The organism is Stenotrophomonas sp. YJH_SMC_57 (assembly GCF_059369755.1).
In genome coordinates, this window is sequence record NZ_JCAFSZ010000003.1 from 196,937 (window position 1) to 210,106 (window position 13,170).

A 13,170-nucleotide genomic window follows, 5' to 3' on the forward strand; every position below is an offset into this window, starting at 1 on the left:
ATGTTCGCCGAACTGATTGCCCGCGCCTGCAGTGGCGCGATCCATGTGGTAACCGGCGCACGTGCGCTGTGGATCGGCTGTGCACCATCCAGTGAGCACCGCGTCTATTACGGCAACCACGCCAGCCACGGTGATTTCGTGCTGATCTGGTCGTCGATGCCACCGGCCCTGCGCCGCCAGGTGCGCCCGGTGGCGGCGGCCGAGTACTGGCAGGGCGATGCCCTGCGCCGCTACCTGATCGATGCGGTGTTCAACGGCGTGCTGGTCGAGCGCGAGGCCGGGCATCGCCAGCAGGACCCGTTGCAGGTACTGCGCGAAGCGGTCGATGAAGGGTGTTCGCTGATCCTGTTCCCGGAAGGCACGCGCAATGTCGGCGACGAACCGCTGCTGCCGTTCAAGAGCGGTATCTACCACCTGGCGCGGCAGCGGCCGGAACTGGAGTTCGTACCGGTGTGGATCGACAACCTGAAGCGGGTGATGCCCAAGGGCCGGTTCCTGCCGTTGCCGCTGCTGTGTACGGCCACCTTCGGTGCGCCGCTGCGGCTGCAGGCCGATGAGGACAAGGCGGCGTTCCTGGCGCGCAGCCGGCAGGCGCTGCTGGACCTGGCACCCAATGGAGGCCGAGCATGAGTTTCGTGCTGGATGTCTCCGGCGATCTGGCAACGCAGAGCGTAGGCCAGCAGACCGGCCTGCTGTTCGCCGGCGTCGGCGCGGTGCTGGTGCTGGCCACACTGGTGGCCGAAACCCTGCGCTGGCGCCAGCGCGGGCAGCCCAGCGCGGTGATCGCCAACCTGGTCTCGCGCATCCGCGCGTGGTGGGTGATGGCGATCGTGGTGGGGTTGGCGCTGTTCTTCGGCCGTGCCGGGGTGATCGTGCTGTTCGCGATCATCTCGCTGTTCGCGCTGCGCGAGTTCATCACCCTGGCGCCGACCCGCTCGGGCGACTACTACGCGCTGCTGGCCGCGTTCTACATCGTGCTGCCCTGGCAGTACTACCTGGTGTGGATCGACTGGTACGGCATGTACACGCTGCTGATTCCGGTCTACGCGTTCCTGTTCCTGCCGATCCTGTCGACCATCGGCGGCGACACCACCCACTACCTGGAGCGCACGGCGAAGGTACAGTGGGGGTTGATGATCTGCGTGTTCTGCATTTCGCACGTTCCGCTGCTGCTGAACCTGCAGGTGCCGGGGCATGACCCGTCGCGCAACGTGCTGTTGTTTGCCTTCCTGGTGATCGTGGTGCAGTCCTCGGACGTGCTGCAGTACATCTGGGGCAAGCTGCTGGGCAGGCACCTGATCGCGCCGAAGCTGTCGCCGTCGAAGACGGTGGAGGGCTTCGTGGGGGGCGTGCTGAGTGCCAGTGCGCTGGGCGCGGCGCTGTGGTGGATTACCCCGTTCACGCCACTGCAGGCCTTCGGCCTGTCGCTGCTGATCAACCTGATGGGGTTCTGGGGTGGCCTGGTGATGTCGGCGATCAAGCGCGACCGCGGCATCAAGGACTGGGGCCACATGATCGAGGGCCACGGGGGCATGCTCGACCGGCTGGATTCGGTGTGCTTCGCCGCGCCGGTGTTCTTCCATGTGGTGCGGTACTACTGGAAGGCGGGCGGCGGCGGTTGATTTCGGGAGGGCGCCATCCACGCATGGCGTGGATCTACCGGTAGTGCCGGCCGCTGGCCGGCAACTGCAACATCCTGCCATCGTCCATGGGGTTGCCGGCCGGCGGCCGGCACTACCCCTGTGGCGCTTACGCGCTGATGCCGTATTCCTTCAGCTTCTTGCGCAGGGTGGCGCGGTGGATGCCCAGCATCGCTGCAGCGCGGCTCTGGTTGCCTTCGCAGTGGTTGAGCACTTCCACGAACAACGGGATCTCCATCTCGCGCAGCACGATCTCGTAGACATCGTCCGCGTCGCAGCCATCGAGATCACGCAGGTAGCGGCGCACGGACTGGGCGACGTGTTCACGCAGCGGTGGCCGGGGAGCGCCACGACTGTTGTCAGGACGAGAAAGGACAGCGTTCAAGGGGGTTCCCGATTCGGTTGGCCCGTGCGCGCGGAGCGCGCGGCCGGACGAGGTGGTGGCGGTCAGTCTAGCGCGAGCGTGCTCGACCTGCCACGGCTGGGCGTCTTCAGCCTGGTCAGAGGAAGTCGAAGGTGAATGCGACAGTGGATGCGGCGGGCTCCTGTACACGGAACGCGATGCGTGCGCTCTGGCCCGGCTCCAGCGGTGCCGTTCCGGGGGCCTCGCCCAGGTACTGCGCGGGGGTGAACACACCGCTGCCGATCACCCGGCCATCGGCATCGGACAGCGACAGGCGAAGGTCCGGCCAGGCCTGCGCCCAACGCGCATCGTTGCGGATGCTGGCCTGTACCTGCAGCACGCCGGCCTGTCCGGGCAGCGGGCGGATCTCGCGGCTGGTCATGGTGAACGCGGTGGGTTCATGCCAGAGCGGCAGGCTGCAGTGGAGAACGCCGCACAGGGGGCCCAGCCATGCGCGGTTGCCGGCGTCGGCGGCCAGGCGCGCGCGGTCGGCCAGCACGCTCTGCAGCACCAGCAGCAGTGCCAGCCCGGCCACCAGCAGCCAGTGCCAGCGCGGTGCCGGCAGGGCGCGCGGTCGGGAGTTGCCGAGGAAACCGGGGGCATCACCGGCAAGCGGTGTTGCCGGCACCGCAACCGGCGCCGGTTCGAAGGGCGTTGGGTCCTGCACGATGACACTGTCATCATCGTGCCGCCTCTCTGCCGCCGGCGGTTGCGCCGGTGCGATGGGCTCGGCCGGAGGTTGTACCGTGGGCGCTGCAGGCATGGCGTCGTCCTGCATGCGCGCATCGGTCGCAGGTGCGGCTTCACCCTCCGGCGCAGTGCGCAGGAAGGTCGCCAGGGGGCGGCGCGGCGGGTTCGGCTCGGACATGCTCAGGGCGCGGGCTCGGATCCAGCAGTCATTCAACCACGATCAGGCGCGGCGCACGCCGGTGATGCGCATCCAGTCGCCATCCTGGGTGGCCTGCAGGTCGTCGAACCACGCGGCGTAGCGCTGCAGCAGCTCGCCTTCCTGCCCATGCAGGATGCCGGACAGCGCGATCCGGCCGCCGGCGGCGACGCGCGTGGCCAGCAGTTCGGCCAGTGCATCCAGTGCCGAGGCGAGGATGTTGGCGACCACGATCGGATAGGTCGCGACCGGTTCGTCCTGCGGCAGGTAGACCTGCATGCGTGCCTGCTCGCCGTTGCGCTCGGCATTGTCGGCGGTGGCGACCAGTGCCTGCGGGTCGTTGTCCACGCCGATGGCCTCAGCAGCGCCCAGCTTCAGCGCAGCCAGCGCGAGGATGCCCGAGCCACAACCGAAGTCGAGCACGCGCTGGCCCTGCAGCTGGCCGTCCACAGCCAGCTGGTCCAGCCAGCGCAGGCACAGCGCGGTGGTCGGGTGGGTGCCCGAGCCGAACGCAAGGCCCGGGTCCAGCCGCACCACGGCGGCGTCGGCGGCCTGTGCGGCGTCCGGCAGCTCATGGTTCCACGGCACGATCCAGGTACGGTTGCCGAAATCCATCGGCTGGAACTGGTCCAGCCAGGCGCGTTCCCAGTCTTCATCCTCCACCGCGCGGAAGCTGCCGCCGCTCCAGTCCAGCTCCGGATCGAAGGCTTCCAGTGCGGCCAGCAGCATCAGCGCGTTGCTGTCGGCGGGGAACAGTGCGCTCAGTACCAGGGTGTCCCACAGCGGGGTCTCGCCCACGCCCGGTTCGAGGATGGCCTGCTCGTTGCTGGTATCGGCTTCGGCATCGAGCAGGGTGACAGCCAGTGCGCCGACATCTTCAAGCGCGTTTTCATAGCGGGGCTGTGTGGCTTCGGTGCAGCGCAGAGTCAGTTCCAGGAACGGCATGGCGGTGGGGGCAATCGCGGGAAAGAGCGCCATGCTAGACCATCAAGGCGTCTCCGTATGCCTTGAGATGAACGAAGCCGGTTCAGACAGGGCTGTCGGGCCTTGCTAAACTGTGTGCTTTCCTGTGCGCCCTGACGCCTCAACGCCGCCGATGGCCTTCGCTCCGACCCTGAAAACCTGGTTGCTCGTGCTGCCGGCGGTGGCCGTGCTGGGCGTGGTCGGGTATCGGGCCAGCGGCCATGTTTCCGCGGTGCCGATGCCGCCGGAGCTGCCGTCGGCGGTGTCGACGGACACCCCCAGCACGGCGATGCCGGTGGTGCCCGAGGCACTTGCGCGCCGCCTGTCGACCATTGAACGAGGCAACGCGCTGCCGTCGGGGCTGCCGCTGGATCTGCGCGCCGACTTCGAGGAGGCCACCGATCTGTACGCCTACGCGCAGCGTCTGCGCGTGCAGGCCGATGACGGCAATCATGAAGCGCGCTGGATGCTGAGCCGGGTCTACGACTACTGCGCGCAGTACGCACTTGATCCGGGTGGCTATCGCTTGGACAACAATGTGCTGGCCGGGCTGGGGCTGACCGCTGCGCCGGCGATGGTGCAGGCACGCGAACGTGTCGCGCAGCGCTGCGGTGGTTTCGTGCCGGGCGACAAGCTGGGCGCCGCGCGGGTGCTGGCCGAGCGGCGCAAGGCGGCTGCACAGGGCAACCTGGCCGCAGAGGCATCGTTGTTCGCCGAAGGGGAGCCGCTGCATGACAGCCCCGAATACCGCCGTGACCTGGTCGAGCGGGTGCGTGCGTCGCGCGACCCGGAGGCCTTCATGGCCATTGCGCCGGGGATGGGCACAAGGGCGGCGGGGGATCGCGCGATGGCCGACCAGGTGGCCGGTGAGCCGCTCAGTGAACTTGCATGGCGGGTTGCGGCCTGTGAACTCGGTCTACCGTGTGGTGCGGACAGCGTACTGGTGAACAGTTTTTGTGCGAACGGAGGGATCTGTTCGCAGGATGGAGCGCAGGATTTCCGGGATTTCGTGTATGACGCTGCGGTTTCGCGGCAAGGTTCGGGGAAGATGAAGCAGTGGATCAAGCGATTGGTTGGCAAGAAGAGAGGCGGGCAATGAACTATCGTCGACTCCTGCATGGGGCCAAATTCTGGTTCTGGGTGGCGTTGTTCGTGGCTTACTCGGCGGGTGCGGTCGGTCTGTTGATGATCGATACCTACGAGGATCGCTACCGGCATCTGTCAAAAGTGGAACTGACCACGGTAAAGGCGCAGGAAGACGTTCGCCGCGCCGGTGCCAGCCAGGTCGCCGCGGTCTATCGCGCGCAGAGCGGGATGCCGTTCGCCTCATTGCCGGCCGGCAGCACCTTCCAGGTGGTCTGGCCCGATGGTTCCACCGAAACCATGGTGATCGTCGATCCGAGTTCACCCAATGGCGTTCGCCCACTGGCGAACACGCAGATTCCGGCCGCAGTGGCTGACAAGCGCTGAGCCCGTTTGTGTAGAGCCGAGCCCTGCTGGGCCGCTCTTCGGCAGGCCGAGCGCGGGTTCGGCACTGCAGACAACAAAAAAGGGCGGGGAAATCCCCGCCCTTTTCATGTCCAGCGCCGGCTGCCGATCAGGTCAGCGCGATCGGCTTGTTCTTGCGCTCGGCCAGTCGCTTTTCCAGGTAATGGATGTTCTGGCCACCGGCCTGGAAGCCCTTGTCACGCATGATCCGCTGCTGCAGGGCGATGTTGGTCTTGATGCCGTCGACCACCATCTCGCTCAGCGCCACCCGCATGCGGGCGATGGCGGTTTCGCGGTCCGGGCCGTGCACGATCAGCTTGCCGATCATCGAGTCGTAGTTCGACGGCACGCGGTAGCCACTGTAGATGTGGGTGTCCACGCGCACGCCCGGGCCGCCCGGCGGATGGAAGCCGGTGATGGTGCCCGGGCTCGGCACGAAGGTTTCGGCGTCTTCGGCGTTGATGCGGCACTCGATGGCGTGGCCGGTGAGCACCACGTCGCTCTGCTTGATCGACAGCTTCTGGCCGGCGGCGATCTTCAGCTGCTCGGCCACCAGGTCGATGCCGGTGACCATTTCGGTGACCGGATGCTCCACCTGGATGCGGGTGTTCATTTCGATGAAGTAGAAGCGGCCGTCCTCGTACAGGAACTCGAACGTGCCGGCGCCGCGGTAGCCGATGCGCACGCACGCTTCGGTACACACCTTGCCGATCTGCTCGCGCTGTTCGGCGCTGATGCCCGGTGCCGGCGCTTCTTCCACCACCTTCTGGTGGCGACGCTGCATCGAGCAGTCGCGCTCACCCAGGTGGATGGCGTTGCCCTGGCCGTCGGCCAGCACCTGGATCTCCACGTGGCGCGGATTCTCCAGGAACTTCTCCATGTAGACCTCGCCATTGCCGAACGCGGCCTTGGCCTCGCTCTTGGTGGTTTCGATCGAGGTCTTCAGCGACGCTTCGGCGTGCACCACGCGCATGCCACGGCCACCGCCGCCGCCAGCCGCCTTGATGATGACCGGGTAGCCGATCTCACGGGCGATCTTGGTGTTGGCAACGATGTCTTCGCCCAGCGGGCCGCCCGAGCCGGGCACGCACGGCACGCCGGCCGACTTCATCGCGCGGATGGCTTCGACCTTGTCGCCCATCATGCGGATGGTGTCGGCCTTGGGGCCGATGAAGATGAAGCCCGACTCTTCCACGCGCTCGGCGAAGTCGGCGTTCTCCGACAGGAAGCCATAGCCCGGGTGGATGGCCTGGGCATCGGTGACTTCAGCGGCGGCGATCAGCGCCGGGATGTTGAGGTAGCTCTGCGGCGACGGCGCCGGGCCGATGCAGACCGACTCGTCGGCCATGGCCACGTGCTTGAGGTTGCGGTCGACCGTGGAATGCACGGCCACCGTGCGGATGCCCAGGGTATGGCACGCGCGCAGGATGCGCAGCGCGATCTCCCCTCGGTTGGCAATGACGACTTTGTCGAGCATGGCGTGCCCCTCAGCCGATCACGAACAGCGGCTGGTCGAACTCCACCGGCTGGCCGTTCTCGCCGAGGATGGCGACGATGGTGCCGGACTTGTCGGCTTCGATCGGGTTGAACATCTTCATCGCTTCGATGATGGCCAGGGTCTCGCCTTCCTTGACCTGCTGGCCGACGCTGACGAAGGCCGGCTTGTCCGGGGCGGACGAGGCGTAGAAGGTGCCAACCATCGGCGAGCGCAGCACGTGGCCTTCCGGCAGCGCCGGGCCCGGCTTGGCGGTGCCGCCGGTGGAGGCTTCGGTCGGCGACTGCATCGGCATCGCCTGCGCGGCCGGGGCAGCCGGGGCAGCCGGGGCGGCATACACCGGTGCCGGCATCGGTGCGGCGTAGCCGGCCACCGGGGCACGCGACAGGCGCACCGACTCTTCGCCTTCCTTGATTTCGATTTCAGCCAGGTTCGACTCTTCCAGCAGGTCGATCAGCTTCTTGATTTTGCGGAGATCCATGGTGGCCTCTTTGCTCTTGATGTCAGTGTGGTGGGGAGCGCGTCGCGCTCGGGTCAAAGCAATTCGTAGAGCCCGCGCAGCTGCCGCGTACGGTCGCGCGCGAGGGTGATCAGGCAGCGCATCTGTGCGCCGTTGCGTGCCGTGCCATCGGAATTGAGGGCATAGACCGCGTTGCAGTCATGGTCGCGCAGCTGCATCCAGGCGCGTTGGGCCAGCACCAGCTGCTGCTCGGCATCGCCGCAGTAGCTGCAACTACCGCCTTTGGCCGGCGTGCGCAGCTGTTGGCGCGCCAGGGCGTAGACGGCATTGAGTTCGGCGTCGGCAGCAGCGGCCACGTCCGAAGCGCACAGGTCGCTCTCCATCGTGGTGGCGGGATGCACGCAGTCAATGCCTTCGGCACTGCGGTCGCCCGCATGGACAACGCCACACAGGCCGGCGCACAGCGCAAGGCTGGCGAGCACGCGCGGCAGCATCTTCACGCGCCGACCGCCTGCACGCGCGCCAGCGCCGCGTCCATCGCGTAGCGGTAGCTGTCGGCACCGAAGCCGCACACCACGCCCACCGCCTTGTCACTGAAGTAGCTGTGCTGGCGGAACGGTTCGCGGGTATGCGGGTTGGACAGGTGGATCTCGATGAACGGCACCGCCACCGCCGCCAGCGCATCGCGCAGAGCGACCGAGGTGTGGGTGAAGGCGGCCGGGTTGATCAGGATGAAGGCGGTTCCGTCGCTGCGTGCGGCCTGCACGCGGTCCACCAGCACATGCTCGGCATTGGACTGCAGACTTTCCATGGCGTGCCCGGCGGCGGACGCCTGCGCGGCCAGCGCCTGGTCGATGTCGGCCAGCGTGGTGTGGCCGTAGACCTCCGGCTCGCGGGTGCCGAGCAGGTTGAGGTTGGGGCCGTGCAGGACCAGCAGCTTCGCCATGGGATCCGGAAGACGGGAAAGGGCGGCAGTCTGGCGGAAGCGGCGGATGCTGTCCAGTTCGGCGAAGTTTGCCGTGTTTCAATCGATTGTTTGAAATTCGCCGGAGTGCTTGCGGCTGTACGGCGGGAGCCGGATCAAGGCACGCTGAACGCCCGGCTTCCGGGGGATACGCGCACGTAGGCCGACGATGGCTACACGCCCACGGATCGGTAGATCCACGCCATGCGTGGATGAAGGAAGTTCGGTGCGCAGCAAGCTACGCACCCACCGAGGGGCAGCCCAAGGTGCGCTGCACGCCACCCACCGCCCCCGCCACGCACCCGCTCAGGTCTCCAGCGGTACTGTCGGCACCACGTTCGGGAAGACTTCCTCCAGCGGCTCCCGTTCGCCGGGCTTCGGTGCCGGCCAGTTGTAGGCATTCACCGGCTGCGCGCGGTTCACCCACAGCGCGTAATGCAGATGGTCGGCGCGGCCGTCGCCGGTATTGGGGTGGATCAGGATGGTCAGGCCCAGGCTGTTGAGCTGCAGCCAGGGCACCAGCACCGGCAGCAGGTCGTTGGTGAAGCCGAAGTAGAACGAAGGCGTGACGTGCGGCCCGCGCGGCTCCAGGTTCCAGTTGCCCAGTTCCACCGGGAAGCGTTCGGCGGCCCAGCGCCGCAGCAGGGCGGCCTTCTCGAAGCTGTCTTCATCGAAGTAGATGTGTGCGTGATAGCTCTTGATGTCGGTATACGCGCGTGGGGTGGCGGGCAGCGTGGCCTCGCCGGGACGCACGCTGGCCGGACGCGGGGTGGGTTCGCTGGCCGTGGCCTGGCCCCAAGGGCTGCTGCCCTTCGCCGCCGGCGGGACGATGGCGCGAAAGCCGGGCTTCCCGGGCTCGGTGGTGTTCACGGCACGGTCGTCGCGCGTGGCTGCCGCTGCCGTCGACGCGCTGGCCAGGCCGCCGGCGGCCAGCCCGGCCGAAGCGATCAGGCGCCGGCGGGCGGGCGACAGCAGGTCGGCCCACTGCGCGTCATCGTCGCCTGCGTCGACGTAGGTGTCAGCGGGGGAATCCAGGTCCGGGTGCATGAACGGCTCCGTGGCAGCATGAGGGGCAGGCAAGCACGCTCCGGCACGGCCCTCGGCCGCGTCCAATAAGCAGGCGGCATCACCTCATGCGCCTGCGCATGCCGCCATTGAGCGCAGGCGATGGCCGGGCTAGGGTGCCGCTGTACCGTACCGGAGCCCGCCATGACCTCGATCGACGCCGACTTCCCGCGCAGGCGCGCGGCCTTCCGCCAGCTGCATGCGCAGGGCTGCTTCGTGCTGCCCAATCCGTGGGACGTGGGCAGTGCGCGCTACCTGCAGCGGCAGGGATTCCTGGCCCTGGCGACCACCAGTGCCGGCTGCGCCTGGAGCGAGGGGCGGCCGGATGGTGCGGTTTCGCTGCAGGCCACGCTGGAGCATCTGCGCCTGATGGTGGGGGCGACGCCACTGCCGGTGAACGCCGACTTCGGGGATGGCTTCGGTGCCACGCCAACGGCGGTGGGAGAGTCGGTGGCCGCGGCGATCGATACCGGCGTCGCGGCATTGTCGATCGAGGATGCCAGCGGTGTGGCCGATGCACCGCTGCGCCCGATCGAACAGGCGGTCGAGCGCCTGCGTGCGGCCCGTGCGGCGATCGACCACGCCGGCGGCGATGTGCTGCTGGTGGGCCGCGCCGAGAACTTCTTCGTGGGGGTGCCGGACCTGCAGGACACCCTGCAGCGCCTGCGCGCCTATGCCGAGGCCGGTGCCGACGTACTGTACGCGCCGGGCATCAGCACGCCTGAGCAGATCAGCGCGGTGGTGGCCGCGGCAGGAGCGAAGCCGGTGAACCTGCTGGTGGGTGGACCGACGCCCATGCGCCTGCAGGACATCGCCGCACTCGGCGTGCGCCGGGTCAGCCTCGGTGGCGCACTGGCCCGCGCGGCGTGGGGTGGCTTGATGCAGGCGACCCAACCGATCGTGCAGGACGGGTGTTTCGATGGCCTGCAGCAGGCGGCCTCGGGCGCGGCGTTGAACGCGCTGTTCCGATGACGGAAATCCGGTGTGGGCGCGGTCCTGCGGAGCGGTCCGTGGATCCACACCGTGCCTGGAGGGACGCGCCAGCGACTACAGCGCTTCCATCCCGCCCTTCGGCACTAGCACCCCCGGTTCCAGGGCCGGCAGCAACTGCCGCAGCAGCGCGGGGTTGTCCAGCAGCGCGGCACCGTCCAGATAGCTCCACTGCGTCGTGCCTACCCGACGTACGGCGACCATGAACGAGGTGCTGCGCATCGGCGCGTCGCGCACGCGCAGCAGTGACTGGCGTGGCACGAAGCAGACTTCCTCGTCACCGGCGGCGTAGGTGCGCCCAGGCACGCCCGCCTCGTCGCTGAAGATGGTGACGCCCGCCTTGTGCAGTTGCTTCAGGGTGTCGCGCGTCATCCGCGCATAGGCCTCATCGCCACCGGCAGCCAGCTTCAGGCTGGGATGGGTGCGCGCGATGATCAGGTCGGTATCGCCGCGGGCGAAGGCGTCCATCATCGCCTGCACCTCCCTGCGCAGGGCGGCGGAATCTTCCGGACCGAGTTCACCGGCCACGGCGGATGGAACGGCCATCGTCATCAGCAGGGCCAGCAGCGGGGCAAGCAGGTGTCGGTGCATCGGCGGGCATCTCACGGGCGAGCGCCGCACTATACGGTGGATGCGGAAACAGCATCCCATCGATGGGGCTGGTGCGCCGGATTTCATTACTTACCATTGGTAGTTAGTGAATCCCGGAGCTCTCCCATGCACAGTCTCATCGTCATCGCCCATCCTGATCCTTCCTCGTTGACCCACGCCATCGCCGGGCGCATCGGCGGGGCCATCGGCGCAGCCGGTGCCGGCAACAGCGTGGCCCACGCCGATCTGATGGCCGAGGGCTTCGATCCGCGCTTCAGCCTGCAGGACCAGGCCCTGTTCCGCGGCACCGGCGCTGCGCCGGCCGATGTCGCCGCCGAGCAGGCGCGGCTGGATGCGGCCGACACGCTGGTGCTGGTCTACCCGCTGTACTGGTGGTCGTTCCCGGCGCTGCTGAAGGGCTGGATCGACCGTGTGTTCACCCAGGGCTGGGCCTACCAGGAGGGCGCCGACGGCAAGGTGCAGAAGAAGCTGCAGCGGCTGCGCGTGCACCTGGTCGGGGTGGGCGGGGCCGGCGCGGAGATGATCGAGCGGCGCGGCTATGGGGCGGCGATGAAAACCCAGATCGACATGGGCATCTTCGACTACTGCGGTGCGCGCGTGCTGTCGTCCGAGCTGCTGCTGGACGCCGATTCCGGCGCAGCCGGGGCGCATCTGCAGTCGGCAGCGGAGATCGGCCGTAAAATCGGTACTCCGATGCGCTGACCGCCGTGCCCTGCCGATGCCTGCCACGCCCGCTCCCCCGCGCCGCCGACTGACCCGCGAGCAACGCGCCCGCCAGTTGCTGGACGTGGCCTGGGCGCTGGTCGGCGAGGAAGGCACCGATGCACTGACGCTGGGACGCCTGGCCGAGGCGGCGGGCGTGACCAAGCCGGTGGCCTACGATCACTTCGTGACCCGCAATGGACTGCTGGCGGCGCTCTACGATGACTATGACGGCCGGCAGACCGTGGTCTTCCACGAGCGCATCGGCCGCGCCAGGGCGCAGCTGGCCGATCGCGCGGCGGCCATCGCCTCCGGCTACATCGACTGCATCCTCAGCCAGGGCAGTGAAGTGCAGGGCATCCTCGCGGCTCTGGTTGGTGCGCCGGAGTTGTACCAGGTGCGGCGGCGCTACCAGCAGGATTTCATCGACAACTGCCAGGTCTGGCTGGGCCCGTTCGCCGCCGAAGGGGGCCTGCCCCTGGCGCGGCGCTGGGCGATTCTGGGTGCGGCTGAAGCGCTGTCGGAAGCCGTGGCTGCCGGCGCGCTGGACAAGGGCGACGCCGAGGCCGAGCTGCAGCGCTTGATCGTGGCGACGGTCAAGCGAAGCTGAGCCGCTCAGGCGTCGGCGGTGTTGCCGGCCAGCGCCGCGAACCCCGCGGCCAGATGCTCGCGCACAAGAGCATCGCGAGCGTCGCGGCTTTCAGAACCCAGCACCACGGTGATCAGGCGTACCGGCTGCGCCCGCCCGGGCACCGTGCGGCACGCGGTGGCGGCCAGGCAGAAGCCTGCGGCCCGGGTGTAGCCGGTCTTCAATCCATCCACGCCGTGCTCGCCAAGCAGGGCGTTCTGGTTGTTGCGGCTGAAGCGGCCATGCGCGAACGCGCGCTGCGCGGTGATTGCCAGTATCTGCGGATGGTCATTCAACAGGCAGGCGGCGAGCACCGCCATGTCGCGCGCGCTGGAGGCATGGTGCGCGGTGGTGATGCCGGAGACGCTGGCAAACCAGGTGCTGCGCAGGCCAAGCTGGCGTGCATGCCGGTTCATGCGATCGAGGAATGCGGTCTGCGATCCGTCCAGGTGGCGCGCGATCGCCAATGCAGCGTCATTGCCGGAGACGATCATCAAGCCTTCCAGCAGGCGTGCCAGAGTAATTGTTTCGCCAGGCACCAGGCCCATGCGCGTTTCGTCATCGGCCACCGCATGCACATCGTCGTCGGTAATGGTGACCACTTCGTCCCATGCGCGCCCGCGTTCTTCGACGCATGCATACGCGGCGTAGGCGGTCATCAACTTGGTCAGTGATGCCGGTTGCCGCGCGGTTTCTGCGTTGTGCTGGTGGATCACCGCGAAGGTGGCCGCATCCAGGGTGATCAAGGACAGCGGCGCGCGTTCTGGAACGGGGAGGGACATGGAGGATGCGGTGGCAATGGAGAGCCGCAGGATAGTGCGCGGCGGCTGCATGAAGCTGCAACATTGAAACGATATAACGTATCGTCATTGTG

The 13,170-nt window shown here is 67.9% G+C and carries 17 protein-coding genes; 7 read left to right on the forward strand and 10 right to left on the reverse strand.

Translation table 11 applies throughout. The annotated features are described in order from the left end of the window. Together AC5P7U_RS04945 and AC5P7U_RS04950 are read left to right on the forward strand one after the other, a co-directional pair. Complete coding sequence (locus AC5P7U_RS04945; protein ID WP_495220834.1) at positions 1-630, forward strand: lysophospholipid acyltransferase family protein; 630 nt, start codon at positions 1-3, stop codon at positions 628-630. Next, positions 627-1,622 (forward strand): phosphatidate cytidylyltransferase, encoded by a 996-nt coding sequence (locus AC5P7U_RS04950; protein ID WP_008268531.1) that lies wholly within the window; start codon positions 627-629, stop codon positions 1,620-1,622. Before AC5P7U_RS04945 ends, AC5P7U_RS04950 begins: the two co-directional genes overlap by 4 nt. Before the next feature lie 127 nt (positions 1,623-1,749). Here the strand turns inward: AC5P7U_RS04950 and fis are convergent, their stop codons facing one another. The 3 genes from fis to prmA all read right to left on the reverse strand — a co-directional run bounded on the left by fis (position 1,750) and on the right by prmA (position 3,874). After that, positions 1,750-2,025, reverse strand: a complete 276-nt coding sequence (gene fis, locus AC5P7U_RS04955) for a DNA-binding transcriptional regulator Fis (RefSeq protein WP_005419706.1) — start codon at positions 2,023-2,025, stop codon at positions 1,750-1,752. 115 nt (positions 2,026-2,140) lie between these two features. Further along, entirely contained in the window at positions 2,141-2,911 is a 771-nt protein-coding gene (locus tag AC5P7U_RS04960; RefSeq protein WP_006473319.1) for a DUF3426 domain-containing protein, read from the reverse strand. Between the two features lie 42 nt (positions 2,912-2,953). Then, positions 2,954-3,874, reverse strand: a complete 921-nt coding sequence (gene prmA, locus AC5P7U_RS04965) for a 50S ribosomal protein L11 methyltransferase (protein WP_414554641.1) — start codon at positions 3,872-3,874, stop codon at positions 2,954-2,956. Between the two features lie 151 nt (positions 3,875-4,025). On the opposite strand from prmA, the gene AC5P7U_RS04970 reads away from it, so the two are divergent. Next, on the forward strand, positions 4,026-4,991 hold the full coding sequence (locus AC5P7U_RS04970) for a hypothetical protein (RefSeq protein ID WP_495220835.1): 966 nt from the start codon (positions 4,026-4,028) through the stop codon (positions 4,989-4,991). Beyond that, positions 4,988-5,362, forward strand: a complete 375-nt coding sequence (locus AC5P7U_RS04975; protein ID WP_040006982.1) for a hypothetical protein — start codon at positions 4,988-4,990, stop codon at positions 5,360-5,362. The genes AC5P7U_RS04970 and AC5P7U_RS04975 overlap by 4 nt, the downstream gene beginning before the upstream one ends. A gap of 127 nt (positions 5,363-5,489) precedes the next feature. Here AC5P7U_RS04975 and accC read toward each other — a convergent pair whose 3' ends face one another. The 5 genes from accC to AC5P7U_RS05000 form a co-directional block, all read right to left on the reverse strand. Next, entirely contained in the window at positions 5,490-6,857 is a 1,368-nt protein-coding gene (accC, locus tag AC5P7U_RS04980; RefSeq protein WP_006473295.1) for an acetyl-CoA carboxylase biotin carboxylase subunit, read from the reverse strand. A gap of 10 nt (positions 6,858-6,867) precedes the next feature. Further along, positions 6,868-7,356 carry an acetyl-CoA carboxylase biotin carboxyl carrier protein gene (gene accB, locus AC5P7U_RS04985; protein WP_049458315.1) on the reverse strand — a complete coding sequence of 163 codons (489 nt, stop codon included), beginning with the start codon at positions 7,354-7,356 and terminating at the stop codon, positions 6,868-6,870. Positions 7,357-7,409: 53 nt separating this feature from the next. Then, positions 7,410-7,829 carry a lysozyme inhibitor LprI family protein gene (locus AC5P7U_RS04990; RefSeq protein ID WP_414554640.1) on the reverse strand — a complete coding sequence of 140 codons (420 nt, stop codon included), beginning with the start codon at positions 7,827-7,829 and terminating at the stop codon, positions 7,410-7,412. 2 nt (positions 7,830-7,831) lie between these two features. Next, on the reverse strand, positions 7,832-8,281 hold the full coding sequence (gene aroQ, locus AC5P7U_RS04995; RefSeq protein ID WP_006473257.1) for a type II 3-dehydroquinate dehydratase: 450 nt from the start codon (positions 8,279-8,281) through the stop codon (positions 7,832-7,834). A gap of 324 nt (positions 8,282-8,605) precedes the next feature. Next, the gene (locus AC5P7U_RS05000; protein ID WP_197564248.1) at positions 8,606-9,346 is read right to left on the reverse strand and encodes a DOPA 4,5-dioxygenase family protein; all 741 of its coding nucleotides are present in this window, start codon (positions 9,344-9,346) and stop codon (positions 8,606-8,608) included. Between the two features lie 162 nt (positions 9,347-9,508). Between AC5P7U_RS05000 and AC5P7U_RS05005 the strand changes: the two genes are divergently transcribed. Next, entirely contained in the window at positions 9,509-10,336 is an 828-nt protein-coding gene (locus AC5P7U_RS05005; RefSeq protein ID WP_006473254.1) for an isocitrate lyase/PEP mutase family protein, read from the forward strand. 75 nt (positions 10,337-10,411) lie between these two features. Here AC5P7U_RS05005 and AC5P7U_RS05010 read toward each other — a convergent pair whose 3' ends face one another. Further along, the gene (locus AC5P7U_RS05010) at positions 10,412-10,945 is read right to left on the reverse strand and encodes a hypothetical protein (protein WP_495220838.1); all 534 of its coding nucleotides are present in this window, start codon (positions 10,943-10,945) and stop codon (positions 10,412-10,414) included. Positions 10,946-11,071: 126 nt separating this feature from the next. On the opposite strand from AC5P7U_RS05010, the gene AC5P7U_RS05015 reads away from it, so the two are divergent. Continuing rightward, complete coding sequence (locus AC5P7U_RS05015; protein ID WP_495220839.1) at positions 11,072-11,668, forward strand: NAD(P)H-dependent oxidoreductase; 597 nt, start codon at positions 11,072-11,074, stop codon at positions 11,666-11,668. A 16-nt stretch (positions 11,669-11,684) separates the two neighbouring features. Next, positions 11,685-12,278 carry a TetR/AcrR family transcriptional regulator gene (locus AC5P7U_RS05020; RefSeq protein WP_495220840.1) on the forward strand — a complete coding sequence of 198 codons (594 nt, stop codon included), beginning with the start codon at positions 11,685-11,687 and terminating at the stop codon, positions 12,276-12,278. A 5-nt stretch (positions 12,279-12,283) separates the two neighbouring features. Here AC5P7U_RS05020 and AC5P7U_RS05025 read toward each other — a convergent pair whose 3' ends face one another. Continuing rightward, positions 12,284-13,078, reverse strand: coding sequence for a D-alanyl-D-alanine carboxypeptidase family protein (locus AC5P7U_RS05025; RefSeq protein ID WP_312562995.1), 795 nt, complete (start codon positions 13,076-13,078; stop codon positions 12,284-12,286). Between the last annotated feature and the right edge of the window lie 92 nt (positions 13,079-13,170).